23 protein-coding genes and 1 riboswitch are annotated in these 24,140 nt (G+C 64.9%); of the genes, 5 read left to right on the top strand and 18 right to left on the bottom strand.

What is annotated here, in order from left to right; genetic code table 11:
* Nucleotides 1-61 precede the first annotated feature (61 nt).
* Complete coding sequence (locus PSEEN_RS06510) at nt 62-3,538, top strand: hybrid sensor histidine kinase/response regulator (protein ID WP_011532693.1); 3,477 nt, start codon at nt 62-64, stop codon at nt 3,536-3,538.
* Here the strand turns inward: PSEEN_RS06510 and PSEEN_RS06505 are convergent.
* A complete protein-coding gene (locus tag PSEEN_RS06505; RefSeq protein WP_162042945.1) occupies nt 3,510-4,868 on the bottom strand; it encodes a DNA recombination protein RmuC in 1,359 nt (452 codons plus the stop codon). The two genes, PSEEN_RS06510 and PSEEN_RS06505, sit on opposite strands and share 29 nt — an antisense overlap.
* Before the next feature lie 370 nt (nt 4,869-5,238).
* Entirely contained in the window at nt 5,239-5,658 is a 420-nt protein-coding gene (locus PSEEN_RS06500; RefSeq protein WP_011532691.1) for a tetratricopeptide repeat protein, read from the bottom strand.
* A gap of 929 nt (nt 5,659-6,587) precedes the next feature.
* On the opposite strand from PSEEN_RS06500, the gene PSEEN_RS06495 reads away from it, so the two are divergent.
* The 3 genes from PSEEN_RS06495 to PSEEN_RS06485 all read left to right on the top strand — a co-directional run bounded on the left by PSEEN_RS06495 (nt 6,588) and on the right by PSEEN_RS06485 (nt 8,964).
* Nucleotides 6,588-6,812, top strand: coding sequence for a hypothetical protein (locus tag PSEEN_RS06495; RefSeq protein ID WP_011532690.1), 225 nt, complete (start codon nt 6,588-6,590; stop codon nt 6,810-6,812).
* Nucleotides 6,813-7,072: 260 nt separating this feature from the next.
* Nucleotides 7,073-7,555: a hypothetical protein gene (locus PSEEN_RS06490; RefSeq protein ID WP_011532689.1), complete on the top strand. Its 483-nt coding sequence runs from the start codon at nt 7,073-7,075 to the stop codon at nt 7,553-7,555.
* 146 nt (nt 7,556-7,701) lie between these two features.
* Nucleotides 7,702-8,964: an OmpP1/FadL family transporter gene (locus PSEEN_RS06485; protein ID WP_011532688.1), complete on the top strand. Its 1,263-nt coding sequence runs from the start codon at nt 7,702-7,704 to the stop codon at nt 8,962-8,964.
* Between the two features lie 42 nt (nt 8,965-9,006).
* Here the strand turns inward: PSEEN_RS06485 and PSEEN_RS06480 are convergent, their stop codons facing one another.
* Complete coding sequence (locus PSEEN_RS06480) at nt 9,007-9,939, bottom strand: LysR family transcriptional regulator (RefSeq protein WP_011532687.1); 933 nt, start codon at nt 9,937-9,939, stop codon at nt 9,007-9,009.
* Between the two features lie 116 nt (nt 9,940-10,055).
* Here PSEEN_RS06480 and PSEEN_RS06475 point away from each other — a divergent pair, with 116 nt between their 5' ends.
* Entirely contained in the window at nt 10,056-10,316 is a 261-nt protein-coding gene (locus PSEEN_RS06475; RefSeq protein ID WP_011532686.1) for a DUF2798 domain-containing protein, read from the top strand.
* An 873-nt stretch (nt 10,317-11,189) separates the two neighbouring features.
* Here the strand turns inward: PSEEN_RS06475 and PSEEN_RS06470 are convergent.
* The 15 genes from PSEEN_RS06470 to cobO form a co-directional block, all read right to left on the bottom strand.
* Nucleotides 11,190-11,741 carry a glutathione peroxidase gene (locus PSEEN_RS06470; RefSeq protein ID WP_011532685.1) on the bottom strand — a complete coding sequence of 184 codons (552 nt, stop codon included), beginning with the start codon at nt 11,739-11,741 and terminating at the stop codon, nt 11,190-11,192.
* A gap of 46 nt (nt 11,742-11,787) precedes the next feature.
* Complete coding sequence (locus tag PSEEN_RS27085; protein ID WP_011532684.1) at nt 11,788-11,910, bottom strand: hypothetical protein; 123 nt, start codon at nt 11,908-11,910, stop codon at nt 11,788-11,790.
* Entirely contained in the window at nt 11,907-13,109 is a 1,203-nt protein-coding gene (locus PSEEN_RS06465; RefSeq protein ID WP_011532683.1) for an MFS transporter, read from the bottom strand. The genes PSEEN_RS27085 and PSEEN_RS06465 overlap by 4 nt, the downstream gene beginning before the upstream one ends.
* A gap of 64 nt (nt 13,110-13,173) precedes the next feature.
* A complete protein-coding gene (locus tag PSEEN_RS06460) occupies nt 13,174-13,578 on the bottom strand; it encodes a MarR family winged helix-turn-helix transcriptional regulator (RefSeq protein ID WP_011532682.1) in 405 nt (134 codons plus the stop codon).
* Between the two features lie 54 nt (nt 13,579-13,632).
* Nucleotides 13,633-14,811: a glycoside hydrolase family 5 protein gene (locus PSEEN_RS06455; RefSeq protein ID WP_011532681.1), complete on the bottom strand. Its 1,179-nt coding sequence runs from the start codon at nt 14,809-14,811 to the stop codon at nt 13,633-13,635.
* A gap of 158 nt (nt 14,812-14,969) precedes the next feature.
* Complete coding sequence (locus PSEEN_RS06450; protein ID WP_011532680.1) at nt 14,970-15,704, bottom strand: adenosylcobinamide-GDP ribazoletransferase; 735 nt, start codon at nt 15,702-15,704, stop codon at nt 14,970-14,972.
* 1 nt (nt 15,705) lies between these two features.
* A complete protein-coding gene (locus PSEEN_RS06445) occupies nt 15,706-16,272 on the bottom strand; it encodes a histidine phosphatase family protein (RefSeq protein WP_011532679.1) in 567 nt (188 codons plus the stop codon).
* Nucleotides 16,269-17,324 (bottom strand): nicotinate-nucleotide--dimethylbenzimidazole phosphoribosyltransferase, encoded by a 1,056-nt coding sequence (gene cobT, locus PSEEN_RS06440; RefSeq protein WP_011532678.1) that lies wholly within the window; start codon nt 17,322-17,324, stop codon nt 16,269-16,271. Before cobT ends, PSEEN_RS06445 begins: the two co-directional genes overlap by 4 nt.
* The gene (gene cobU, locus PSEEN_RS06435; RefSeq protein ID WP_011532677.1) at nt 17,321-17,842 is read right to left on the bottom strand and encodes a bifunctional adenosylcobinamide kinase/adenosylcobinamide-phosphate guanylyltransferase; all 522 of its coding nucleotides are present in this window, start codon (nt 17,840-17,842) and stop codon (nt 17,321-17,323) included. The genes cobT and cobU overlap by 4 nt, the downstream gene beginning before the upstream one ends.
* Nucleotides 17,835-19,298, bottom strand: coding sequence for a cobyric acid synthase (locus PSEEN_RS06430; protein WP_011532676.1), 1,464 nt, complete (start codon nt 19,296-19,298; stop codon nt 17,835-17,837). The genes cobU and PSEEN_RS06430 overlap by 8 nt, the downstream gene beginning before the upstream one ends.
* Nucleotides 19,295-20,287, bottom strand: a complete 993-nt coding sequence (gene cobD, locus PSEEN_RS06425) for a threonine-phosphate decarboxylase CobD (protein ID WP_011532675.1) — start codon at nt 20,285-20,287, stop codon at nt 19,295-19,297. Before cobD ends, PSEEN_RS06430 begins: the two co-directional genes overlap by 4 nt.
* Nucleotides 20,280-21,188 carry an adenosylcobinamide-phosphate synthase CbiB gene (gene cbiB, locus PSEEN_RS06420; RefSeq protein ID WP_011532674.1) on the bottom strand — a complete coding sequence of 303 codons (909 nt, stop codon included), beginning with the start codon at nt 21,186-21,188 and terminating at the stop codon, nt 20,280-20,282. The genes cobD and cbiB overlap by 8 nt, the downstream gene beginning before the upstream one ends.
* Nucleotides 21,185-21,835: a 5,6-dimethylbenzimidazole synthase gene (gene bluB, locus PSEEN_RS06415; RefSeq protein WP_044487808.1), complete on the bottom strand. Its 651-nt coding sequence runs from the start codon at nt 21,833-21,835 to the stop codon at nt 21,185-21,187. Before bluB ends, cbiB begins: the two co-directional genes overlap by 4 nt.
* Nucleotides 21,832-23,127, bottom strand: a complete 1,296-nt coding sequence (locus PSEEN_RS06410) for a cobyrinic acid a,c-diamide synthase CobB (RefSeq protein WP_011532672.1) — start codon at nt 23,125-23,127, stop codon at nt 21,832-21,834. Before PSEEN_RS06410 ends, bluB begins: the two co-directional genes overlap by 4 nt.
* A complete protein-coding gene (gene cobO / locus PSEEN_RS06405) occupies nt 23,124-23,735 on the bottom strand; it encodes a cob(I)yrinic acid a,c-diamide adenosyltransferase (protein WP_011532671.1) in 612 nt (203 codons plus the stop codon). Before cobO ends, PSEEN_RS06410 begins: the two co-directional genes overlap by 4 nt.
* 111 nt (nt 23,736-23,846) lie before the next feature.
* Nucleotides 23,847-24,066, bottom strand: a riboswitch (cobalamin riboswitch).
* Nucleotides 24,067-24,140 lie beyond the last annotated feature (74 nt).

The following is a 24,140-nucleotide window of genomic DNA, read 5'->3' as shown; positions in this document are numbered from 1 at the left end:
CGCCCCCGCGTGCCAGACTGATTGATCGGGACCGCGTTCTATTTTTTGCTCCGGAGTTTGCATGTCGTTGTCCAGCGGGCTGATCGCCGTGGTCGCCCTGGCCTATATGGCCATCATGTTCGCCATCGCCTTCTACGGCGACCGCCGCAGCACCCCGCTGCCGCCGCGCCTGCGCGCCTGGGTGTACAGCCTGTCGCTGGCGGTGTACTGCACCAGCTGGACCTTCTTCGGCGCGGTCGGCCAGGCCGCCGAGCAGTTGTGGGCGTTCCTGCCCATCTATCTCGGGCCGATGCTGCTGCTGATCTTCGCACCCTGGGTGGTGCAGAAGATGGTGCTGATCAGCAAGCAGCAGAACATCACCTCCATCGCCGACTTCATCGCCGCCCGCTACGGCAAGTCGCAGACGCTTGCGGTGGTGGTGGCGCTGATCTGCCTGGTCGGCGTGCTGCCCTACATCGCCCTGCAGCTCAAGGGCATCGTGCTGGGGGTGAACCTGCTGATCGGCGCAAACGCCGACGCCACTGGCAGCCGGGTGCAGGACACCGCACTGGTGATCTCGCTGGTGCTGGCGCTGTTCGCCATCGTCTTCGGCACCCGCAGCCTGGACGTTACCGAGCACCACCGCGGCATGGTCCTGGCCATCGCCTTCGAGTCGCTGGTCAAGCTGCTGGCGTTCCTCGCCGTGGGTGCCTTCGTGGTGTTCAACCTGTATGACGGCTTCGACGACCTGTTCACCCAGGCGCGCCAGTCGGTGCACCTGGAAAGCTACTGGCAGGAGACCATCAACTGGCCTTCGATGGTGGTGCAGACCGCCGTGGCGATGATGGCGATCATCTGTCTGCCACGGCAGTTCCACGTCACCGTGGTGGAGAACATCGAGCCCCAGGACATGCGCCTGGCGCGCTGGGTGTTCCCGCTGTACCTGGCGCTGGCCGCGCTGTTCGTGGTGCCCATTGCCCTGGCCGGGCAGATGCTGTTGCCGGGCACAGTGATCTCCGACTCGTTCGTCATCAGCCTGCCGCTGGCTGAAGCGCACCCGAGCCTGGCGCTGCTGGCCTTCATCGGTGGCGCCTCGGCGGCCACCGGCATGGTCATCGTCGAGGCGGTGGCACTGTCGACCATGGTTTCCAACGACATGCTGCTGCCGTGGTTGCTGCGGCGCAACAACGCCGAGCGGCCGTTCGAGGCGTTCCGCCACTGGATGCTCTCGGTGCGCCGGGTGACCATCGTAGTGATCCTGCTGCTGGCCTACGTCAGCTACCGCCTGCTGGGTTCCACTGCGAGCCTGGCGACCATCGGCCAGATCGCCTTCGCCGCGGTCACCCAGCTGACGCCCGCCATGCTGGGCGCGCTGTACTGGAAACAGGCCAACCGCCGCGGTGTGTTCGCCGGCCTCGCCGCCGGCATCTTCCTGTGGTTCTACACCCTGGTCCTGCCGATCACCGCCCATAGCCTGGGCTGGTCGCTGTCGCTGTTCCCGGGCCTGGCCTGGCTGCACGGCAACCCGCTGAACCTGCCGATCACACCGCTCACCCAAGGTGTGGTGCTGTCGCTGGCGGGCAACTTCACCCTGTTCGCCTGGGTGTCGATCCTGTCGCGCACGCGGGTATCCGAACACTGGCAGGCCGGTCGCTTCATCGGCCAGCAGACCAGCGCCCGCCCCTCCAGCAAGCCGCTGCTGGCCGTGCAAATCGACGACCTGCTCAAGCTCGCCGCGCGCTTCGTCGGTGAAGAGCGGGCGCGGCAGAGCTTCATCCGCTTCGCCTACCGCCAGGGCAAGGGCTTCAACCCCAACCAGAACGCCGACGGCGACTGGATCGAACACACCGAGCGCCTGCTCGCCGGGGTGCTCGGCACCTCCTCCACCCGCGCGGTGGTCAAGGCTGCCATCGAAGGCCGCGAAATGCAGCTCGAGGACGTGGTGCGCATCGCCGACGAAGCCAGCGAGGTGCTGCAGTTCAACCGCGCCTTGCTGCAGGGTGCCATCGAGAACATCAACCAGGGCATCAGCGTGGTCGACCAGAACCTGCGCCTGGTGGCCTGGAACCGCCGCTACCTGGAACTGTTCAACTACCCCGACGGCCTGATCAGCGTCGGCCGGCCGATCGCCGACATCATCCGCTACAACGCCGAGCGCGGCCTGTGCGGCCCGGGCGAGGCCCAGGTGCATGTCGCCCGGCGCTTGCACTGGATGCGCCAGGGCCGCGCCCACTCCTCCGAACGGCTGTTCCCCAATGGCCGGGTGATCGAGCTGATCGGCAACCCGATGCCCGGTGGGGGCTTTGTCATGAGCTTCACCGACATCACCCCGTTCCGTGAAGCCGAACAGGCCCTGCGCGACTCCAACGAAAGCCTGGAGCAGCGGGTCGCCGAGCGTACCCACGAACTGTCGCAACTCAACCAGGCGCTGACCGAGGCCAAGAGCCGCGCCGAAGCCGTCAGCCAGTCCAAGACCCGCTTCCTCGCCGCCGTCAGCCACGACCTGATGCAACCGCTCAATGCCGCGCGGCTGTTCTCGGCGGCGCTGTCGCAGCAGGCTGAGGGCATGAACGATGAAGCCCAGCAACTGGTGCAGCATATGGACAGCTCGCTGCGTTCAGCCGAAGAGCTGATCAGCGACCTGCTGGACATCTCGCGCCTGGAAAACGGCAAGGTCACCCCGGACGTCAAGCCCTTCGCCCTCAACGAACTGTTCGACACCCTGGGCGCCGAGTTCAAGGTGCTGGCCGCCGAGAAAGGCCTGGAGTTCCGCCTGCGCGGCAGCCGGCTGCGGGTCGACAGCGACATGAAGCTGCTGCGCCGGATCCTGCAGAACTTCCTCACCAACGCCCTGCGCTACGGCAAGAGCCCGCTGCTGCTCGGCGCGCGGCGCCAGGGCGAGCGCCTGTGGCTGGAGGTGTGGGACCGTGGCCCGGGTATCGCCGACGACAAGCTGCAGGTGATCTTCCAGGAGTTCAAGCGCCTGGACAGCCACCAGACCCGCGCCGAGAAAGGCCTGGGCCTGGGCCTGGCGATTGCCGATGGCCTGTGCCGGGTGCTGGGGCATCAGCTGGAAGTGCGCTCATGGCCAGGCAAAGGCAGCGTGTTCCGCGTCAGCGTGCCGATCGCCCGCAGCCCGGCGCCCGCCGTCGCGGCCCCCGTGGAGCAGGCCGGCCAGCCCCTGGCCGGGTTGCAGGTGCTGTGTGTCGACAACGAGGACAGCATCCTGATCGGCATGAACAGCCTGCTCGGGCGCTGGGGTTGCCAGGTATGGACCGCGCGCAACCAGGCTGAATGCGAGGCACTGCTGGCCGAAGGGCTACGCCCGCACCTGGCCCTGGTGGACTATCACCTGGACGACGGCGAGACCGGTACCGGCTTGATGGGCTGGCTACGTGCGCGCCTGGGCGAACCTGTGCCAGGCGTGGTGATCAGTGCCGACGGGCGCAACGAAACAATCGCCATGGTACACGCCGCCGGCCTCGACTACCTGGCCAAGCCGGTCAAGCCGGCAGCCCTGCGCGCCCTGCTCAATCGGCATCTGAGCCTGGTTCAGTAACCGCCTCATCCGCCAGCGCCCGCTCGATCAGTTCGCTGGGCAGGCTCTTGCTGGCGCGGGCGCCGAGCAACTTGAGCTGCTCGCTGCGGCTGACCAGGTTGCCGCGCCCTTCGCACAGTTTGTTGCGCGCTGCGGCATAGGCCTTGTCCACCTGGGTGAGACGAGCACCCAGTTCGTCCAGGTCCTGGATGAACAGCACGAACTTGTCATACAACCAGCCGGCACGCTCGGCGATCTCGCGGGCGTTCTGGCTCTGGCGTTCCTGCTTCCACAGGCTGTCGATGACCCGCAGGGTGGCCAGCAGGGTGGTCGGGCTGACGATCACGATCTGCCGGTCGAAGGCTTCCTGGAACAGGTTGGGCTCGGCCTGCAGCGCCGCCGAGAAAGCCGCTTCTATCGGCACGAAGAGCAAGACGAAATCCAGGCTGTGCACCCCGTCCAGGCGGTTGTAGTCCTTGCTCGACAACCCTTTGACATGGTTGCGCAGGGACTGCACGTGCTGCTTGAGCGCGGTCTCGTCGTTGTTGCCGACGAATTGCTGGTAGGCCGTGAGGCTCACTTTGGCGTCGACCACCACCTGCTTGTCGCCGGGCAGCATGATCAGCACATCGGGCTGGAAGCGCTCACCGTCGGCGCTCTTCAGGCTGACCTGGGTCTGGTACTCGCGCCCCTTCTCCAGGCCAGCATGCTCCAGCACCCGCTCAAGGATCAGCTCGCCCCAGTTGCCCTGAGTCTTCTGGCCCTTGAGCGCCTGGGTGAGGTTGGTGGCTTCGTCGGAGAGACGCAGGTTGAGCTGCTGCAGGCGCTCGAGCTCCTTGCCCAGGGAAAAGCGCTCGCGGGCCTCCTGCTGGTAGCTTTCCTCGACGCGCTTCTCGAAGGCCTGGATACGCTCCTTGAGCGGGTCGAGCAGTTGGCCCAAGTGCTGCTGGCTGGTCTGGGCGAAACGCTGCTCGCGCTCGTCGAAAATCTTCGTCGCCATCTCGGCGAACTGGGCGCGCAGGGTGTCACGCGCTTCCTGCAGGTCTTCAAGGCGTTGCTGGTGGCTCTCCTGCTGCTCGCGCAACTCGGCCTCCAGGCGTGCGGCCTGCGCCTCCAGGCGGCGCAATTCAGCTTCACGGTTGGCGCGCTCAAGGCTCCAGGCGTGGGCGGCATCGCGGGCGTTGTCACGGTCGATCTGCAGCAATTCGAGTTCACGGCCCTGAGCAGCGAGCTGGGTCTGCTTGACGGTGTTGGCCTCACTGAGGTCGCTGATCTCGTCACGACCGGCCTCGAGCTGCGCCTGCAACCCCGCCTGGGCCATCTGCGCAGCGTTCAGGCGCTCCTCAAGCAACGCCTGCTCAGCCCTGCGCGCGCCCTGACCACGCTGCACCTGCATGACCCAACCCAGGCAGGGTACCGCGCCGGCCACCAAACCCAGCAGAATGCTGGTCAGATCCACTGTCATGCTTACCCCGATCCAACGTTGACGATTGCTGCGCAGCTTATCAGCCTGCTGGCAGGGTTGCCTGTTCAGCGCCCAGCGAGAATCTCAAGCCATGCGCATTCCCTGTGGGAGCGGCCTTGTGTCGCGAAAGGGCTGCGTAGCAGCCCCCCGGGATTACAGTGTTGACGCAAAGATCGCCGGGGCCGCCATGCGGCCCATTCGCGACACAAGGCCGCTCCTACAGAGGAACGCGTAATCCCGACCATCAATACAACAGCTAGCAGCCGAACCATTGGCGCAACAACCGCCGTGCCTCTTGAGAACCCTGCCCCGCCGCCAGCTCCAGCCAGTAACGGGCCTGCTCAGGCGCCTGCGCCTGGCACAACCGGCCGTATTCCAGTTGCGCACGGCGGTCACCGGCACGCGCGGCCTGGCGCAACAGTTCATGGCCGATACGCCGGTCCCGGGCATTGCCACAGTCACGGCAAAGCATCTGCCCCAGACGGCTCTGGGCCACCACCACGCCCTGGCGCGCCGGCTGCTTGAGCATGCGCCCGGCCAGGTGCTTGACGCTGGGCTTGTCGCCAAGACGCGGGTTGTCGAGCAGCCACAAGGCCACTTTCAGGGAAAACTGTTTTGGGGAGGGCAGCACAGGGGATGCAGCAGGACTGGCGAGGTGTTTACCGCGAAGCTTCATGACCGACAGCGATGGTGACTCGTGAGGCGCGCCACTCTACTCCTTTTTCACGTTCGTGACGTGCTCGACTTTTGGCCACGCAGAAAAATAATCAATGTTTTTTTCTTGACGTTTTACAGCTGCCCACGTGCGACTTCCAGCATGGAACCCGATTGTCGGACAGTTCATGAAACTGCTGGCACGCCCGTCCTAGAGCAAGCGCACGGGACAATCCACAGAAGCTGTGGATAACTCGGTGGACAACCACTCTACACAGCCCGCAAACCCCTGTGAAATGGGGCTTTCAGTCAAACTGTCGATTTTTTCACCAGCAAAAATTAGTGTTTTTTTTCATTGACTTAAGCCCCCAGTCAAGGCATTGGCGAGTCATCCACAACCTGTTGCAAGGGGGTTACAAGTCCTCGCCCGAATGTGTACAAGTGCACCATCAAACGGCACGCCGATGCACGAAATCGGCACATTCGAGGGATTACCGGGGTATTCGCCCCTCTTCACAGCAGCCGCTGGAAGGGACATAATGTTCGGCTTCGCGCAATAAACATCAAAAACTTGCAACCCCTGAATCATTCGTGTAGGGTTGCGCCCTGTTAGTACCCAGCTGAAAGTCAATTCTGGCCATTCAGTCCTCGCAGCCCAACGCTGCCCCATCAGGACCGGCCCATTCGATGATTCACTCGGCGGCTCAAGCTGCTCAAGCACGAATCACGTTTCAGATTGATCAGGATCTTCCCCGGCGCCTCGAACCCTGGCCCCGGTGTGCTGCCTGCCTTCTGTCGTACCTACCAGTCAGCCCAGCGCCACCTATTGCATGCGCCCCTCTGGCTGCCCTGTTCCAGTCAGGTTCTGCATCTCCTTAATAAAGATGTCACTGGAACGTTTCTATTGTGCACGGATCAAAAGCCGTGTCTTACGCAGGAACATCCAACAATATGAGTAACCATCAACAGATCCAGGTTGCCTTCGGCACCCTTTCCAAAGCCTTCGCTCCCCTGAAGTGCCTTATCGTTGCCCCACGCAAGGGCAGCTTCAGCTTCACCCTGGTCGATGAACATGGCATCGCCTGTCACTCCGAGCGCCTCTACCCGGACCAATACACCCGGGCTGAACCGCTCCAGGCCGTGATCGAGCGCACCCGCCAATCGCTGACCGCATGAACGAATGGCGGCAGATTCACCCCATGAATACATGCCCCGCCAAACTGCCTGAAGGTGCCTGGCTTAATTGCCTGCGGGCATATGCCCCGCACCCTCAGGCAGCAATCGATTTAAAAACAGCCCTTTACACCACGATTATCACACTACACTTCAACTCGAGCGGCCTTGGTCGCTTCCGGCGGGCCTGACCAATCACCAGCTGCCAAGCTCCAGCGCCCGTCGGCCCTTTCCATAACAAGGGCATCCTGGGCGAGGGCATCATGGGCATCGCTGCGACCGAGTTGAGCCGGTATGTGATCCGGCCAACCCTGATCTACCTGAACCGCCACTCCGAAAGCGCCGAAGCTTTGTTACTGGGCGTTGCCGCAAGCCAGTCGGCGCTAGGCTCGGCACTGCATGATCGCCGTGGCCATGGCTTGTACCGCATCGGTGAACAGCGCCATCAATCGGTGTGGGACGACTTTCTCGCCCGCGACCCCGAACTCGCCAGCCTGGTCCGCGGCCTGGCGAGCCAGCACGCCTTCCTCGGCGGCCCGCACCTGGAGCTGACCGTCAACCTGCGCTACGCCACGGCAATCGCCTGGATGCTGATCGAAGAGCAAGCCTCCCCCCTGCCGCCCGCCGACGACCTGTTGGGGCTGGCGAGAATCTGGCGACAGACTTTCAACCCTCAAGGGCGGCTGCGCGATTTCGCCCTCGCCTGGCACCACTGCATCGACCCGATGCTGGCCCAGACATCCTGAGCCTCACCTCCCTGGAAAACCGGAAAAAAGGCAATTTTGGTCGGATTGTCCTACAAAACCGCTCTATCTCCTGTGTTACAGGCTATAGCGTGGAGCGAGATTTGTTGGTAGCTTTTCGCCCCGGAGATCCCAAGGAGTTTCTAATAATGAAAAAAGCAATGCTCAAAACCTCCCTCGGTATTGCCGTTGCCCTCGCTTCCAGCCACCTGCTTGCCAGCGGTTTCGCGCTGAACGAACAGAGTGTCAGCGGTATGGGGACAGGTTTCGCGGGTCGTTCTTCATCTGCCGATGATGCCAGTACGGTCTTTGGAAACCCGGCGGGCATGTCGCGCCTCAAGCGCGAGCAAATCACCGTGGGTGGCGCAGCCATCATTGCCAAATCCGATATTTCGGGCCGTGGAAGCAACCTCGGGGGGGAAACCGATGGTGACATGGTTCCGCTGGTCGGGGTGCCGATGGGCTACTACGTCAAGCCGCTGGACAACAACTGGAGCGTCGGCTTCGGTGTGTACGTTCCGTTCGGCCTGGTGACCGACTACGGCAGTGGAGACGCCGCACGTTACTGGGGCAAGAAGAGCCACGTCGAAGTGGTCACCTTCCAGCCCACCGTCAGCTACGCCTTCAACGACAAGGTTTCGATCGGCTTCGGTCCGACCATCAACCGCATCAAGGGCGAGCTGAGCTCGAACACCATCAACCCGCGCACCCCTGGTCGCAATGATGGTGAAGTGAAGATCAAGGGCGATGACACTGCGGTCGGCTACAACATCGGTATCCTGGTACAGGCCACCGATCACACCCGCCTCGGCCTGACCTACCACTCTATGGTGGACTACAAGCTCGAAGGCAAGACCAAGGTCAACAACGCGCTCATCGGTCCCTACAGCGGCAGCAAGTTCGATGCCGACCTGAAGATCAAGACCCCTGAGTCGGTGGACTTCTCGGTGACCCACGAGCTCGACGACCAGTGGACCCTGTACGCAGGCACCACCTGGACGCGCTGGAGCCGCCTGAAGGACATCACGGTGAACAACGATGTTCCGGCAGCGCTGCGCGCACAGTTCGGCACCATCACCGAAGAACAGAACTGGCACGACACCTGGGCTGGCGCCATCGGTGCCTCGTACAAGGTGAACAAGGAGTGGACCCTGCGCACGGGCTTCTCCGTTGACCAGTCGCCGACCAACAACCAGGATCGTTCACCACGCATCCCTACTGGCGATCGCAAGATCTTCAGCCTGGGTGCCGGCTGGAGCCCGAACGACGACATGACCATCGACGTGGCTTACTCCTACCTGTGGGAAGAAGACACCAAGGTCAACCTGGCAAGCCCGACCAAGGGTACTTACCAGGCCAAGTACGAAAACAGCGCTCACGGCCTCGGTGCTTCCCTCACCTACCGCTTCTGATTCGCTCGCGCTGCATGAAAAAGCCGCCTTCGGGCGGTTTTTTCATGCCTGCACGCGCCAGGTATCGCCGAGCTGTTGCTCCAGGTACGCCATGAACGCTCGGACCTTGATCGTCATTGCGTGGCGATCGGCCAGGCACAGGTACACATCCATGGGTTCGGTCTGGGCATAGGCCTGTTGGCTGAGCGCACTGAATTCGAACAATGGCACCAGGCGACCGGCATCCAGGTGCGGGCGAACGATGAACTCGGCCAGGCGGGTGATGCCGCCGTCGTTCAGGGCCATCTGGGTCAGGGCGTCGATATCGTCACTGATCAGCACCGGGCCGAAGGGCGCTTCGAAGCGCAGTCCATCACGTACGAAACCCCAGGGCAGGAAGCGCCCGTCCACGGGGTAGCGGAACACCAGGCATCGGTGATCGCGCAAGGCTTCGGGGCTGTCCGGCCAGCCGGCACTGGCCAGGTAGCCGGGCGATGCGCAGCAGATGAAGGGAATGCGTGCGATGTGCCGGGCCAGCAGGTTGTCCTCCAGCTGCGGCGTGATGCGCAGGCTGACATCGACATCCTCGCGGGCGTGGTTGACCTTGCGATCAGTCGTTACCAACTCTATTGAAAGCTGCGGATAGCGTGCGGCAAAGGCCGGAATCATTGGCGCCAGTATGTGTCGACCAAATGCCGAGGTCGATGCGATGCACAGGCGACCTTGGGGCTCGCTGTCGGGCGTGCTCAATGCCTGTTCGGCCCTTGCGAGGTCGCGATCGATTTCACGGACGCGCTCATAGTAGAGGCTGCCAGCGGCGGTCAAGGCCATACTGCGGGTGGTGCGCGACAGCAGGCGGGCCTGCAGGTGCGTCTCGAGCCGGGCCAGCGTCTGGCTGACCGCGGCCGGGCTGATCCCGAGCGCACGGGCACCGCCTGCGATGCTGCCGGCCTCGACCACCTTGATGAAGCTACGGATAGCGTTGAGCAGGTCCATCGCTTTTTCCTGAGCATTCGTAAGATTTTCTTTATAAAGAACTCATCGAACGAGGTCTACAGCGGGCCGGGCGGCCATTGCTAACCTGCGCCTCCACTCAATCGAACGGGGTTTCCATGAACGAACTGTCTGCACCACGTAGCCGGCGCAAGCTGCGGCCGGGGGCCATGCCCTATGTGTTCGCCTTCTACATGTCGGCGATCATGGCGATGTTGATGTGCTTTGTGATCACGGCGGCCAACGGCGGGGTCGATGGCGATTACCTGGGGAGTGTGCTCAAGGCTTATCAGCTGGCGATGCCGGTGGCGTTTGCCTGTGTGCTGGTGGTGCGGCCGGTGGTGGTTCGGTTGGTGGCGTTGACGGTGGATTTGCGTTGAGGGGCTTCGGCTTTCAGAGTGTGGGTTTGGAGGTTTGTGAGCATATCCATTGGCGATGGAGACGCTGATTCACCTTTCCGCCCTTACGGCGGGTTACTTTGGTCTTGGCCAAAGTAACCAAAACCGCTTGCTCCATCATCCGTCCCGCGCACTGCGGGATCCCCTCATGCCTTTGTTGCTCCCGTGGGTACCGCGCTGAACGCCCCATCCTGGGGCGCAGCGCTCGACGGCCATCCATGGCCGTCGCCCCACTACGCAAGAACTCCGCTCGGCCTCCTGAAGTCGCAATGGGCGGCGCCTGGACTACCGCGCATCAAGATCAAAAGCCGGGCGAGGCGCTACGCGCTCGCAGAAGTAAAGAGCAAAGAGCAAAGAGCTTGATAGCTACGTAATGCTGCAATGGATGGGGTGTTTGTACCATTGGTTCGCCGGCAAAGCCGGCTCCTACAATGGAGCGGCGTGCACCGTCCGGTAGGAGCCGGCTTTGCCGGCGAATGCGTACTTGAGGTCACGAATAAACAACTAGCGACAGCTGCGCCTGCCCAGGCGCCGCCCGTAACTTCGCGACTTCAGGAGGCTGAGCGCAGGCGTCTGGAGGGCCAGGTGCGCAGCACCCTTCGGCGTTAGCCGAAGGCGCGAGATGTAGACTTGCGCAGCAAGTCGTAGGCCGCGCGGGCCCGGAAGGCGCCGGAGCGAAGGGACCCCGAAGCGTAGCGTAGGGGCCGTATGATGGAGCGAGCGGCTTTGGTTACTTTGGCCAAGACCAAAGTAACCCGCCGTAAGGGCGGAAAGGTGACTCAGCGTCGCCATCGCCAATGGATATGCTCAACAAGCCCAAAACCCAAACAGCCAAACAGCCAAACAGCCAAACAATCAAAGCGGCGAAGCGATCGCCTTCTCGATGGCCGCCCTGAACGCCGGATCATCCGGCTTGGTCAAACTGGAAAAACTCCCAATCACCTTCCCCCGCCGATCCACCACATACTTGTAGAAATTCCACTTAGGCGCACTGCTCTGCCGAGCCAACTCGACGAACAACGGAATCGCATCCTTACCCCGCACCGGCTGCGCCTTGGTCATGGTAAAGGTCACACCATAATTGGCGTAACAGACCTTGGCCGTCTTGTCGCTATCGGCATCTTCCTGCTTGAAATCGTTGGACGGCACCCCGAGCATTTCCAGCCCTTTGCCGTGGTAATCCTTGTACGTCGCCTCGAGCCCCTCGAACTGCGGGGCAAACCCGCAATAGCTGGCAGTGTTGATCACCACCAGCGGCTTGCCGGCAAAGCGCTCGCACAAGTCGATCTGCTCCTTGCCCCGCAACTCTGGCAGGCTGCCCTGGAGCAGTGCCGGGCAATCCGCCGCCCAGCTCGAGGTGGCGGCCATCAGGGCCAGCACGGGTATCGTCAGCCAGCATGCACGCATCATGAAGTTCTCCTGCAAGACAATCCCTGAAGGTGCAGGGTAGCGCCTAACACAGGCTCATGCCCAACTGCATCAACGCCAACCCGCCCTTCTGCCAGCCCCACCAGACCAAGGCCAACACCAGCAGCGCGGCAAGGGCCAGCAGTGCCCGCCCCAGCAAACGGTTCATACCGCCTGGGCCTGCAAGCGCGCCACCGGGCGCTCGCGCACCGGCCAATTCAAAGCGGCCGCCAGCAAGCTGAGCAATATCGAGATCTGCCAGACCAGGTCGTAGTTGCCAGTCCGGTCATACACCACGCCCCCCAACCAGCCGCCCAGGAACGCGCCCAACTGATGGAACAGGAACACGATGCCGCCCAACATGGACAGGTTGCGCACACCAAACAGCGTGGCCACGGTGCCATTGGTCAACGGCACCGTGGACAACCACAGCAGGCCCATGGCGATACCGAACAAGTAGGCGCTGAACTGAGTGACCGGTGCCCAGAGGAACAGCACGATCACCACCGCACGCAGCAAATAAAGCCCCGTCAGCAGGCGCGGCTTGGACATGCGCCCGCCGAGCCAGCCCGCCGTGTAGGTACCGACGATATTGAACAACCCCACCAGCGCCAGCACCGTGGTGCCAGTGGTCGCCGCCAGGTGCTGGTCGACCAGGTAGGCCGGCAGGTGCACCCCGATGAACACCACCTGGAAACCACAGACGAAGAAGCCCAGGGCCAGCAACCAGAAACCGGAATGCGTGCAGGCCTCGCGCAGCGCCTGGCCAAGGGTCTGCTCAACACCCTGGCTGGGCAGCGGACGATCACGCAGCAGGCTGACGAACGGCACGATCAACGCCACCAGCAAGCCCAGCACCAGCAGGGCCGCCGACCAGCCCAACCACTGGATCAGCCCCTGGGTACCCGGCAACATGGCGAACTGGCCGAACGACCCCGCCGCGCTGGCGATCCCCATGGCCATGCTGCGCTTTTCCGGCGCCACCGCGCGCCCCACCACACCGAGAATCACCGAAAATGAAGTGCCGGACAGGCCGATACCGATCAGCAGGCCGGCGCTCAGGGACAGCGACCAAGGCGAGTCGGACACGGCCATCAGCAACAGCCCAGCAGCATAGAGAATACCGCCGATGATCACTACCTTCGCCGCGCCAAGGCGGTCGGCAAGGGCCCCGGAGAATGGCTGGGCGAGACCCCAGATCAGGTTCTGCAAGGCGATGGCAAAGGCGAATACGCCACGCCCCCAGCCAAAGTCGGCACTCATCGGCGCCAGGAACAGGCCGAAACCATGCCGCACACCCAGTGACAACGCCAGGATCAGCGCCGCCCCCAGTAACACCCACCCGCTGGTCCGCCACACGGAAGTCATTGTCGTTTTCTCCAGCACATCGCAAGGTTTATGCGGGTATATACCCGCTTTTAATCATGATGAATCACGCCAGGTGTTCCAACATCCGTACCAACGCGTCACGCTGCCCCTCGCCCAACTGCTCGACCAGCTGTGCCTGGGCCTGCGCCCAGGCCGGGTGCGCTGCTTCCAACCGCGCCCTGCCTAGTTCGCTGAGCAGGACCACGCGGTTACGCTGGTCGTCACCTTCAGCCAGCTGCACCAGCCCATCAGCCTCGAGCACCCGCAAGTTGCGCCCAAGGGTGCTGCGCTCCAGCCCCATGGCTTCGGCCAGGCTGGTGATACTGGGGCGGTCGAGCCGCTGCAGGTGCCGCAGCAGCGAAAACTGGGCAACATTGATGCCGAAGCCGGCAAGGGCTTCGTCATAGTGGCGGCTCACCCCACGGGCGGCACGGCGCAGATGGGTGCAGATGCATTCACTGGTCAGCATAAATACGTGTATATACCCGCTATTTGCATGTTGCAAGAAGTTTCAGAATGGCAATCAAGGCCGCAAGCGTCGGGCAATCGGCTCGAATGCCGTTGTGGCCTCGCGTTCGACAGGATCAGGCAGGCCCTGCTCGACGGCCTGCCAATAGCGCCAAGGTACCTTGGCCGTGCCCAGCTCATAGTCCATGCCATCCCAGCTGTCCTCACGGAAGCTGTAAAACGCCCAGTGCAGCTGTTCACGGTCGAGCACCGTGAGCACATCCTCCAGGTACTGCCTGCAGCCGGGGAGCCGCCTCATGCAGCCGAACTCGCCGACCACCAGCCGTGAACGCGGCAGCTTGGCCTCGTCAGCCCAGGCCAGGGGCTGGCGCAGGTAGTCCGCGACCCGTTTCGCCCCCCACTGCTGCGTCTGCCCGGCAAAGGGCACCGCCCCGGGATATCTATAGGGGTGTTCACGGGCCAGGTTCGGCGCACTGGTCGCGGCATAGGGCTCGTACATGTGCACGCTGTACAGCACACGAGGATCGTCCAGGGCCTCGGGCCAGTAATTGAAGGCATCGGCGGCGGCGTACCAGCCCGCATCGAGCATCACCGGAGTCTTGCTGTCAGCTTCACGCACCGCCGCCAGCAGTTCCCGGTACAAGGCCGGCAGGTCACGTGCACTGCCCTTGTGCTGGGCATACCACCGTTTCATCTGCCCAGGATCGGCATGCTCGACCAGGCCGCCCTGCTTCTCCGGAGCCGGCTCATTCACCAAGTTGTAGGCAGCGATGGCGGGATGGTCTTTCAATGCCCGAGCCAGGTCACGCCAGAAGCGCGCGGACTGTTCCCAGAAGCGCTTGTCCTGCCACAGACGATCGTCGAACTGGCCGTGGTTGTTCTGCGCCCAGCGCATGCCGGGCAGCGACAGTGGTGTGATCACGACCTTGAGGCCAGCAGCATGGGCGCGGTCGAGCACAGCAACCAGTTGCTTCAGATCGGCCTCGACCAGCCCCTGGTAATCGTCGGCATCGCCCAGCAGAAAATCACGCCGGGCCGGGCGCCACTTGTCGTAGGAGAGCCGCACCCAACTGGCGCCATAACCCTTGAGCGCATCGAAATAGGCTTGGTCGGGCGGCAGGCGATTGAAGCTGTTGCCGCCGTGGCGTGGCGTGCTCCAGAAGTCGATGAGGTCTGCGGCATTCAGCGGAGACGCGCCGAGGGCCAGCAAGCAGGCGAAGATCCAGTGGCGCATGCAGTACTCCAGGCAAAAAGAAGAGACGTCCGAGGATAAGCCAGGCTACCCACGGAAACTTCCGAAGTATCAGCAGGCAACGCCCCTTTCGCCGGCAAGTGCATATCACCTGTAGGAGCCGGCTTGCCGGCGAAAGGGCCGGTACTGCCCCACCAAGCTCAGACCATCAACGCCAAGCCCACTAACACCGCCAGCTCCAGCAACTCCACCATCGCCCCGGCCGTGTCACCGGTGGTACCGCCCAATCGCTTGCACATCAGCCGCCGCAGCCACAAGAACACCCCAAGCGACAGCAGCAGCATCCAAAGCCCGGGCGAGCCCCCCAGCACAACGCAACCCAGCACGCTGCCCAGCAGCACCCACCCAGCGGCCCGGCGCGGCAGGTGCTCGGCCAAGGCCGCCCCCAATCCACCCTTGCGCACATAGGGCGTGCCCATGAACAAACCCAACATCGCCGCCCGCCCGACCACAGGCGCCAGCACCAACCAGCCCCCCGTACCACGCTCGACCAGCACCCACAGCGCACAAAACTTCAGCAACAGCACCAGCACCAGGACGACCACGGCAATCGGCCCGCTGCGCGGATCCTTCATGATCTGCAGGGTGCGCTCGCGATCACCGAATCCGCCCAGCCAGGCATCGGCGCTGTCGGCCAAGCCATCCAGGTGCAAGGCACCACTGAGCAGCACCCACAGCGCCAGCAGCAATGCCGCATGCAGCGGCGCCGGCGCCCCCTGAAGCAGATGGCTGGCCAGCCACAGCAGCAAGCCGAACAGCAGCCCGACCACGGGATAGAACAGCAGCGAGCGGCCCATCTCATTCGGTGTTGGCATGCCTGGCAGGCGTACCGGCAAGCTGCTGAGGAACTGCAAGGCGATCCAGAACGGCAGCATCTCAATCCACCTCGCGCAACTGGTCGCCTTCGCAGACCAGCCGTTTCAACGCGCCATGCCCGACTTCGACTTGCAGCAGTTGCTCTCGTGGCAAACCACGGGCCTGTGCCAGCAGCAGGCGCATCACGCCACCATGGGTGACCAGCAACACACGCCTGCCCGCATGCTGACGCGCCAGCCTGGCGACTGCCGCCTGTACCCGTTCGGCAAACGCCAGCACCGGCTCGCCGCCGGGCGGCGTGAACGCATAGGGGTCACTCCAGAACAGGCCAAGGGCATCGGCTTCGGCCTGCATGATCTGCGCGGCGCTGCGCCCTTCCCAGTCACCGAAATGCAGCTCGCGCACATCCGCCTCACGCTGCACCGCCAGCCCCAGGCGTGCGCCCAGCTCATCAGCGAACAACCCGCAGCGTTGCAGCGGCGAGCTGACCAGCACATCCCAAGGGCCGGCCTCGGCCACCGCCTGGCGCATCTGCGCCCAGCCTAGCGGTGTCAGGGCATCGTCCAGGCTGCCACGCAGGCCACCACCAAGCACTGTCTCGCCGTGGCGCAGCAGGTCGAGGATCATGCCGGGCGATCCGCCACCGCGGCTTCGGCGAAGGTCGCCATCTGCCCGTGCAGGGCACAGGCCAGGCGAATCAGCGGCACGGCCAGGGCAGCGCCACTGCCCTCGCCCAAGCGCAGCCCCAAGGCCAGCAGCGGCTCGGCGTGCAAGGCGGCAAGCAAGGCCTTGTGCCCAGGCTCAGCCCCCTGATGGGCGAACAGCAGCCAAGGCTGGCACTGCGGGTTGAGGCGCACCGCCACCAGGGCAGCGACGCTGCAGATGAAGCCATCGACCAGCACCGCCAGCCCGTGCTGGGCACAGGCCAGGTAGGCGCCCACCAGCGCGGCGATCTCGAAACCGCCGACATGGCCCAAGGCACGCAGCGGCTCGTCGGCACGCAGGCCGTGCAGCACCAGGGCACGTTCGATCACTTCGGCCTTGTGCCGCACACCGGCGCTGTCCAGGCCGGTACCTGGCCCGCTCAGCTCACGCGCCGGGCACCCCATCAGCGTACAGGCCAGGGCGGCGGCGGCCGTGGTGTTGCCAATGCCCATCTCGCCGCCGATGAACAGCTGGGCACCCCGCTCGAGCGCACGCAGGGCGCTGTCGCGACCCGCTTGCAAGGCGGCAGCCAACTGGGCGTCGGTCATTGCTGCTTGACGGGCAAAGTTGCCAGTCCCCGCGCCCAAGCGCAGATGGCGCACGCCCGGCAGGTCCAGCGACGGGTCGACCGTGCCGAGGTCGACCACTTCCAGGCTTGCTTCCAACTGGCGGGCCAGCACGCTGATCGCCGCACCACCCGAGACGAAGTTACGCAGCATCTGCCCGGTCACGGCTTGGGGATAGGCAGAGATGCCCTCCTCCACCACGCCATGGTCACCGGCGAATATCGTGATTGCCACCTGTTCCACGGTGGGGCGCTCCCGCCCTTGCAACCCGGCCAGGCGAATCGCCAGGCCTTCGAGCTGGCCGAGGGAGCCGGTGGGTTTGGTCAGCTGCTGCTGACGGGCACGGGCCTGGTCCATGGCGGCGGTGTCGAGGGGTTGGCAGGCATCGCGCCACCACATCTGGGTCATAGAGCAGGTCCTTTGAGCATGAGAGGGAGGCCGGCCACGGTGAGCACCACGCGCTGGCAGCGCGCGGCCACGGCCTGGTGCAGCAGGCCGGAATGGTCGACATAGCGTCGCGTCAGTTCGCCCATGGGTACCACGCCCAGGCCGGTTTCATTGCTGACCAGGATGATCGTGCCGGGCAGTTGCTCCAGGCAGTCGAGCAGCGCATCGCGCTCCTGGGCCAGGCGCTGGTCATCTTCGAGCATCAGCAGGTTGGTCAACCACAAGGTGAGGCAATCCACCAGCAGGCAGCGCCCTTCAGCGGCCTCGGCGCGCAGCACGGTGGCCAGGGCCAGGGGCTCCTCGATCAACCCCCAGTCGGTCGGGCGGCGTTCGCGGTGCAGGCGCACACGCTCGCTCATCTCGCCGTCCTGGGGTTCGCTGGTGGCGATATAGGTCACCGGCAAGCGGCTGTCCGTGGCCAACTGTTCGGCCAGGCGGCTCTTGCCGGAGCGGGCACCGCCGAGGATCAGGCTACGCATCGGCGGTCACCCCGCACAGTTGGCGCAGGCGTTCAGTATCCAGGTGCTGCTCCACCAGGTCGGCCAGGCGCTCGATATCGCGCTCGCGCAGGGCCTCGTAGTCGATGGCCTGGGCATCCGCGAGCCCGGCCCAGCGCAGCAGCGCGGCGCACGACTGGCTGCCTTCGAACAGCCCGTGCAGGTAGGTGGCGAGGATCTGGCCGTCGGCGCTGATGGCGCCATCGTTGCGGCCATCGTCCAGCTGGACGGCCGGATGCTCCAGGCCTGGGCCGTGGGTGACACCGGCATGGATCTCATAGCCGGACACCGGCGCCTGCTCCAGGCCGAGGGTGCCGGCGACATTGCGCAGCTGCTTCTCGGCTTCCAGCACGGTGCTGTAGTCGAGCAGGCCGAGCCCCGCGCTGGAGCCTGCCGCCCCTTCCAGGCCCAGCGGGTCATGCACTTCATGACCGAGCATCTGCAACCCGCCGCAGATGCCGATCAGCTTGCCGCCATAGCGAAGGTGCCGGGCAATGGCACTGTCCCAGCCCCGCTCGCGCAGCTGCGACAGGTCGGCGCGTACGCTCTTGGAGCCGGGCAGGATGATCAGGTCGGCGGGCGGGATCGGCTGGCCCGGGCCGATGAACTGCAGGTCCACCTGCGGGTGCAGGCGCAAGGGGTCGAAGTCGGTGTGGTTGCTGATGCGTGGCAACACCGGGACGATCACCTTGAGCACACGCTCGCCCTTGACCGCCTGGCGCACGTCGATGGCGTCCTCGGCCTCCAGGTGCAGGTCGGTGACATAGGGCAGCACGCCCAGCACCGGCTTGCCGGTGCGCTGTTCCAGCCAGTCCAGGCCCGGTTGCAGCAAGGCGATATCGCCCCGGAAACGGTTGATGACAAAGCCCTTGACCCGCGCCTGCTCGCTCGGCGACAGCAGCTCCAGGGTGCCGACCAGATGGGCGAACACGCCACCCCGGTTGATATCGGCGATCAGGATCACCGGGCAGTCGACGGCCTCGGCGAAACCCATGTTGGCGATATCACCGGCGCGCAAATTGATTTCGGCGGGCGAGCCGGCCCCCTCCACCATCACCACCGGATAGGCCTGGCGCAGGCGTTCATGGGAAGCCAGCACCGCCTGCATGGCGATGACCTTGTAGTCGTGATAGGCCACGGCGTTCATGCTGGTGACCGCGCGCCCGTGCACGATCACCTGGGCGCCGGTGTCGCTGTTGGGCTTGAGCAGCACCGGGTTCATGTCGGTATGCGGCGCCAGCCGACAGGCCTGGGCCTGCACCGCCTGGGCCCGGCCGATCTCGCCGCCGTCGGCGGTCACCGCGCTGTTGAGTGCCATGTTCTGCGGCTTGAACGGCACCACGGCGACACCCTGGCGCAACAGCCAGCGGCACAGGGCGGTGACCAGCGTGCTCTTGCCGGCATCGGAGGTGGTGCCTTGCACCATGAGGGTGGTCATGCCGAATCCTTCTGGTAGTCCGCCAGGGCCTGGGCCAGGCGTTGTTCGTCCGCCGCGCTGGCGGGCAGGCCCAGGCGCACGGCGGGAGGCTGCTCGAACAAGCGGACGAGGATGCCACGCCGGGCGAGAAAATCATGCAGATGCGCGGCGCGTTCGCTGCGCACGTACTGGAACAGGTCGCAACCACCGCTCGGCGCCAGGCCGGCGCTTTGCAGCATGGCGGCCAGGCGCTGGCTGGCCCGCGCACACCGTTCGATCTGCCCTTGATGCGCGACGATGTCGGCGAAGCAGGCCTGGCCGATCATCCGCGTCGGGCCGCTGACCGTCCAGGGCCCCAGCAGGTCGGCCAGCTGTTGCAACAGTGCCGTTTCGGCGGCCACGAAGCCAAGCCTCACGCCAGCGAGCCCGAAAAACTTGCCGAACGAGCGCAACACGATCAGCCCGGGGCACTCGGCGCAGTCGACGATGCTGTGTTCAGGCGTGTTGTCCATGAACGCTTCATCGACCAGCAACCAGCCACCCCTGTTGGCCAGTCGCGTGTGCCAGGCCAGCAATTGATCGCGGGGGAAACGGCGCCCGGTGGGGTTGTTGGGGTTGACCAGCAGCAACACATCGAGGCTGTCGAGCGCGTCCTCCACCTGGGCTTCGTCCAGTTCGACGAGCGTATGCCCGGCGCGCTGCCAGGCATGCGGATGCTCGGCATAACACGGCGACAGCACACCGACCCGGCCTGCCGCACGTAAATGCGGTAGCGCCTGGATCGCCGCCTGGGAGCCGGCTACCGCCAGCAACTGGCGTACGCCATAGTACTGCCGCGCCGCCTCTTCCAGGCCGTCCTCGGTTTCCGGAAGGCGCGCCCAGGCATCCTGTGCAATCGCGGGGATCGGGTAGCTCCACGGGGCGATGCCGCTGGACAGGTCGAGCCAGTGTTCACGGGCGATCCCGTAGTGTCTTACCGCACGCAGCAGGCGCCCACCGTGCTCAAGCATTCACGTAGCCTCCCAGGCAGATCACCAGCAACCACAGCCACACACCGCGCTGCACCAGGCTCCAGCCACGCCCGATGGCGTCGGCATCGGCCATCGGCCCGTCCCCCAGGCGAGGGCGCTCATGCAACTCGCCGTGATAGACCGCCGGGCCACCCAGTTCCACGCCCAGTGCGCCCGCGCCAGATGCCATCACCGGGCCGGCGTTGGGACTGTCCCATTGCGGTCCCTGCCGGCGCCAGCAGCTCAGGGCCAGCCGAGTCTTGCCCAGCAGCGCGTAGGTCAGCGCCACCAGCCGGGCGGGAATATAGTTGAGCCCATCGTCGATCCGCGCCGCGCACCAACCGAAGCGCTCGAAGCGCTCATTGCGATAGCCCCACATGGCATCCAGGGTGTTGCTCAGGCGATAGAGCACCACACCGGGTGCTCCGGCGATCACGAACCAGAACAGCGCGGCGAACACGGCATCACTACCGTTCTCCAGCACCGATTCGGTGGCCGCCCGGGCCACGGCGGGCTCGTCCAGCTCGCGGGTTTCGCGGCTGACCAGGTAGCCGACCCGTCGCCGCGCTTCTTCGAGATCGCCCTGGCGCAATGCCTGGGCCACCGGCAGTACATGCTCGCCCAGGCTGCGCAGGCCAAGCGCGCAGTACAGTGCCAGCACATCGACGATCCAGCCGATATAGGGCAGCCAGGACAGGATCAACGCCACCAGGGTCAGTGGCACCACGGCCAGGAACCAGGCACTGACGCCGTGGCTGCGCCAGCCACGGCCGCCGGCATTGAAGCGCCGCTCCAGGCTCTTGGCCAGGTTGCCGAAGCCCACCAGCGGATGCCGCCGTTTCGGCTCGCCGAGCAAGGCATCCAGGGCCACGCCTGCGACCGTCAGCAGGGCCACGCTCATGGCCGGTCTCCCCATTGGTTCTCGTAGAGCATTTCATGCAACGGCCGTTGCTCAGCCCAGTCTTCCAGCACCAGCATCGGCACTGGGTAGAATTCGCTCACCGGCCCCAGGCACAGCACCGCCACCGGCTTGGCGCCTGCCGGCATGCCCAGCAGCTCAGCCAAAGCCTGCGGATCGAACAGTGAAACCCAGCCCATGCCCAGCCCTTCGGCACGGGCCGCCAGCCACAGGTTCTGGATGGCGCAGGCCAGCGAGGCCAGGTCCATCTCGGGCAGGGTGCGGCGCCCGAAGATATGCGGCTCGCGGTTGTCCATCAACGCGGCTACCAGCACCTCGGCGCAGTCGCTGATCCCTTCGACCTTGAGCTTCATGAACTCATCGGCGCGCTCGCCCAGCGCCTCGGCGGTACGCACGCGCTCCTCTTCCACCAGCGCCTGTATGCGCGTGCGCAGGTCGCGCTGGCTGATACGGATGAAACGCCATGGCTGCATCAAGCCGACGCTGGGGGCCTGGTGAGCGGCGGCCAGCAGCCGGCCGAGCAGCTCCGGCGCGACCTCGCCACCGGCGAAATGGCGCATGTCGCGACGCTCGCCGATGGCGCGGTAGATGGCCGCGCGCTCGGCCTCGCTGTAGGCATGTTCGTTCATGGTCGCAGCAGCGCCGCCGCCGCATCGGGGTTAGAAGGGAAGTAGAAATGCACGTAGGACGCGGTCAAGCGCCCCAGGCGGTAGACCGCTTCGTTGCCGCGCCCGCCATTGGGGCTCAGGCCACGGGCAATCGGTTCGAGCACCGTCTCGGTCAGCGAGTGGTGGTAGGTATGCCCGCGCAGGGTGCCTTCCGGCAGCTCGACCGCTTGCAGGGCCAGCGCCGCCAGGCGTTTCTGCATGGTCGCCTCGCCCGGCAGCAGGCCGAGCAGCGGGGCCCGCTCGCCCGCCACGTCAGTCAGCGCGTCGAGCAGATAAAGCATGCCACCGCATTCGGCCAGCAAGGGCTTGCCTTGCCCATGGTGGCTGCGGATCGCCTCAAGCATGGGCGCATTGGCCGCCAGGGCATGATGATGCAGCTCCGGGTAGCCGCCTGGCAGGTACAGGCTGTCCACTACTGGCAGCTCACGGTCATGCAGCGGCGAGAAGAATTCGATCTGTGCGCCAAGATTGCGCAATAGCTCAAGGTTGGCGCCATAGGTGAAGGCGAAGGCTTCGTCGCGGGCCACGCCAACGCGCACTCCGGCCAGTGAAGCCTCGCTACCTGCCCGCTCCGGCGCGGCAAACCCCACCGGTGGCGGCAAGGCCGCATCGCAACTGGCACCCAGTGCCTCGGCGGCGGCATCCAGGCGCGTATCCAGGTCATTCAGCTCGCTGGCCTGCACCAAGCCGAGATGACGGCTGGGCAATTCGATGCCGCGCTCGCGGGACAGCCCGCCGTACCAGCGCAACCCCTCGGTCAGGCTGCCTTGGAGCAACTGCGCATGACGCAGGCTGCCGACCCGGTTGGCCAACACGCCGGCGAACGGCAGGTCGGGCTGGTAACGCGCCAGCCCCAGGGCCAGGGCACCGAAGGTCTGGGCCATCGCCGTGCCGTCGATCACCGCCAGCACCGGCACACCGAAGTGGCGCGCCAGGTCGGCGCTCGACGGGGTGCCGTCGAACAGCCCCATCACGCCTTCGATCAGGATCAGGTCGGCCTCACCGGCCGCCTCCCACAGCAAGCGGCGACTCTCATCGGCGCCGATCATCCACAGGTCCAACTGGTAGACCGGCGCGCCGCTGGCACGTTCGAGGATCATCGGGTCGAGGAAGTCCGGCCCACACTTGAACACCCGCACCTTGCGCCCAAGGTTGCGGTGCAGGCGGGCCAGGGCGGCGGTGACCGTGGTCTTGCCCTGGCCGGAAGCCGGCGCGGCAATCAGTACCGCCGGGCAGTGGCGAGCGTCACTCACAGTTCGACGCCCTTCTGCGCGCGGATACCGGCCTGGAACGCATGCTTGAGCATGCCCATCTCGGTCACGGTATCGGCCAGTTCGATCATCTCGGGCTTGGCTGCGCGGCCGGTGACGATCACATGCTGCATCGGCGGGCGCGCCTGGATATCCGAAAGTACCTGGTCGAGGTCGAGGTAACCGTGCTTGAGGGCGATATTCAATTCATCGAGCACGACGAACTGGATCGTTGGATCCTGCAGCAGTTGGCGCGACACGGCCCAGGCGGCCTCGGCGGCGGCGATGTCGCGCTGGCGGTCCTGGGTCTCCCAGGTGAAACCCTCGCCCATCACGTGGTAGCGCACCTGCTCGGGGAAACGGCGGAAGAACAACTCCTCGCCGGTGCTGTTGCGGCCCTTGATGAACTGCACCACGCCACACTGCATGCCGTGGCCCAAGGCACGGGCAAGCATGCCGAAGGCCGAACTGCTCTTGCCCTTGCCATTGCCGGTCAGCACCAGCAGCAGGCCGCACTCGTTGGGGGAATTGGCAATGCGCTCGTCGATGATCGCCTTCTTGCGCTGCATGCGCGCCAGGTGGCGTTCGTCGCGGTCGGTGGATTCGCTCATCAGGGTTCTCCGCAGGCTGCCACCAGCGGGTGACAGGTAATAGGCGGGCAGACGGAGAACGCGCAGGGACCGTGGCGCAGGCCACATCGCTCCGCGCATCACCCTCCGTGATGCCGTTGGCAGTGACAGGCCGGTCTCCGGGCTCATGAGTGGGGCCATGCCCGGGCCGTGCGCCTTCCCGGATCACGAAATCCAGTGGCCTTGCGCAGCCGTCGACTCATCTACCGTTGCGGGGGCAGCGCCGGAATCGCACCTTGCTGGCGCCCACCGGCTTCCCAGTTTCACCCTGCCGAACCTGGGTTCACAGGGCACCTGAAACACGCCGCGAAGGTTAGAGGGTTGTACTGGGAGCGTCAATCGAACGAGGGCCGATCTGGCATGGATCAATGGCCGATCCGCCAGCTT

It is taken from the genome of Pseudomonas entomophila L48 (assembly GCF_000026105.1).
GTDB classification, from domain to species: Bacteria; Pseudomonadota; Gammaproteobacteria; order Pseudomonadales; family Pseudomonadaceae; genus Aquipseudomonas; species Aquipseudomonas entomophila.
The sequence above is the reverse complement of the archived record's forward strand: the minus strand, read 5'-3'. Positions and strand labels throughout refer to the sequence as shown.